The following is a 2,319-nucleotide window of genomic DNA, read 5'->3' on the forward strand; positions in this document are numbered from 1 at the left end:
GTCGTTTCCGCCGATCTGGGCAATAGCGGCCTGTTCCGTCCCATCAGCGCCACCATGCCGCAGGGCACGCCCGATTTCGCGACCTACAAGAGCATGGGCGCGCGCGCGGCCATGACCGGCCGGGTCATGGATCAGGGCGGCTCCCTGCGCGTGGAATTCCGGCTGTGGGATGTCCCCACCGGAACCCAGATCCAGGGCACGGCCTATACCGCCGCCGCGCAGGACTGGCGTCGCATCGCGCATATCATTGCCGATGTGATCTATGGCCGCCTGCTGGGCGAGCAGGGATATTTCAACACCCGCATCGCCTATATCGCCCGTTCCGGCCCGCGCGCCCACCAGACCACGCGCCTTGCCATCATGGACCAGGACGGGGCGAACAGCCGTTACCTGACGAATGGCCAGTGGCTGACGCTGATGCCGCGCTTCAATCCGGCCAATAGTGAACTGGCCTTCCTGTCCTACGCCAATTACAGGCCGCGGGTTTACCTGTTCAACCTGAGCACGGGCCAGCAACGTATTCTTGGCGATTTTTCAGGCATTTCCTTCGCGCCACGTTTCGCGCCCGACGGGAATTCGGTGATCCTGTCGGTCACGCGCGGGGGGGGATCCGATATTTACGTGGTCGACCTGGCGACCATGGCGCGGCGGCAGATAACTGATTCCGGCGCGATCGACACCAGCCCGTCCTACAGCCCCGATGGCACGCAGGTCGTCTTCAACTCGGACCGTGGCGGGTCGCCGCAGCTTTATATCATGAGCGCCTCGGGTGGGGACGCGCGGCGGATTTCCTATGGCCATGGCAGCTATGGCTCCCCCGTCTGGTCGCCGCGCGGGGATCTGATCGCGTTCTCGCGTATCGCCAATGGCAGTTTCTCGCTTGGCGTCATGGCGCCAGATGGCACGGGGGAGCGGATCCTGACGGAAGGCTTTACCGTGGAAAGTCCGTCCTTCTGCCCCAATGGCCGGGTGCTGGCGTTCTGCCGCCAGAGTTCGGGGGGGAGCAATGGTGCCGGATTTGCAACAGGTATCAATACAATTGATATTGCCGGCTTCCACGAGCGCGCCCTGCCGGCTGGCAGCGCGTCGGACCCAGCCTGGTCGCCGCTAAATAAATAATATATTTCAATATGTTGGGCGAATACCGTTCCGGCACCTAACTGGTTATCAAATAGCCGCTATGTGTTTGTCCAACATTGACGCAGGCCGGATTTCAAAGCTAAGCTGACAAAGGTTTCCAGCGATCGCGAGTCTCTGTTTTTACAGCTTGTTTGACAGGACGCAACGAGACTCGGGGCCGTTCCATATTTAAATCCGGAAATTCAACAACTGGTTTCGATACAAGAAACCGATCCAGGATCAAAAGTAATGAAACTGAAGCTTTTTGGCGCGGTTGGCATGGCCCTTCTTCTGGCGGCCTGTTCCGATCATGCGAACAAGAATGTGAACACGGGCGCCGCCACGCAGCAGGTCGGTCCTGCGCCGGGCAGCGAGGCTGACCTGGTGGCGACGGCTGGGGACCGTGTCCTGTTCTCGTTCGACAAGAGCGGCCTGTCCGACGATGCGAAGGCGACGCTGGACAAGCAGGCGGCGTGGCTTGCCAAATACCCGCAGGTGCATGTGCAGATCGCCGGTAACTGCGATGATCGCGGCACCGAGGAATACAACATCGCGCTGGGTGAGCGCCGCGCCAACGCCGCGCATGACTACCTGGTGGCCAAGGGTGTGGACGCGTCGCGTCTGACGACCATCTCCTACGGCAAGGACCGCCCCACCGCCGTCGGTGACGATGAGCAGGCATGGTCCCAGAACCGTAACGCCATCACGGCGGTGCAGTAAGCTTCCACCCCACGCCCCAGTGGCGGGATGGTGAGTATATGAAACCGGTCGGGCGCTTATCGCCCGGCCGGTTTTGTTTTAGGTATGCCTGCGTAGTAGTGCAGAAAGGTCTGGTCCATGCGGTCTGTGTTGTCATGTTTCCTTTCGGTCGCGTCCCGTCCCCGCCGGTGGGGCAGGGTGGCCCTGCTGGCCGGTGGCGTCTCGCTGGCCTGTCTCGGCGGCGCGCGGGCCGATGACGACAGCGGCAACCTTACGTTGCAGCTTCTGGACCGGGTCAATACGCTCGAACAGCAGACACGCGACATGCGGGGCGAAATCGACCAGCTGAACAATCAGGTGCAGCAGCAGAACGCGACCCTGAGCAAACAGATCGATGACATGAACTTCGCCATGCAGCACGGTCATGGAGCGCATCCGCACCCGCTTCTTCCGCGTCGGCCGGGGGCAGTGCGGCGCCAGCGGTGGCGGCAGGCAAGGCCG

The 2,319-nt window shown here is 61.8% G+C and carries 2 protein-coding genes and 1 pseudogene; all 3 read left to right on the forward strand.

Features of this window, described 5'->3' with window-relative positions; all coding sequences use genetic code 11:
- Positions 1-1,119, forward strand: a 1,119-nt coding sequence (gene tolB / locus JCM25156_RS14035) for a Tol-Pal system beta propeller repeat protein TolB (RefSeq protein ID WP_025813583.1), incomplete at its 5' end; no start/stop codon positions are given.
- 249 nt (positions 1,120-1,368) lie between these two features.
- A complete protein-coding gene (gene pal / locus JCM25156_RS14040; RefSeq protein ID WP_025813584.1) occupies positions 1,369-1,839 on the forward strand; it encodes a peptidoglycan-associated lipoprotein Pal in 471 nt (156 codons plus the stop codon).
- A 117-nt stretch (positions 1,840-1,956) separates the two neighbouring features.
- Positions 1,957-2,319 (forward strand): annotated as a pseudogene (locus tag JCM25156_RS24620) (hypothetical protein); the annotation flags it as partial.

The sequence above is a fragment of the Komagataeibacter kakiaceti JCM 25156 genome (assembly GCF_000613305.1).